The 218-nt window shown below is 66.8% G+C and carries 1 pseudogene; it reads left to right on the forward strand.

Annotated features, from left to right (window positions below):
• Nucleotides 1-218 (forward strand): annotated as a pseudogene (locus tag ACQ4LH_RS22310) (hypothetical protein); the annotation flags it as partial.

The raw sequence follows: 218 nt of genomic DNA on the forward strand, positions 1-218 counted from the left end.
CAGATTGCCACCGCTACAGCGGCGCTGAGCTGGATGTTCGCCGAGTGGATCACTCACCGCAAACCAAGCGTTCTGGGCATTGCCTCGGGTGCTGTGGCGGGTYTGGKGGSGATCACYCCGGCGTCCGGTACTGCAGGGCGCGGTGGGCCCGGGGCCTTGTTCTTTCTGTGTGTTGTCTCTTCTTCTCATCGGCCGCTGCCGCGGACGCCCCCCGGGGG

Origin of the sequence: Pseudomonas peli (assembly GCF_050563605.1) — a bacterium.
Classification (GTDB): domain Bacteria; phylum Pseudomonadota; class Gammaproteobacteria; order Pseudomonadales; family Pseudomonadaceae; genus Aquipseudomonas; species Aquipseudomonas peli_A.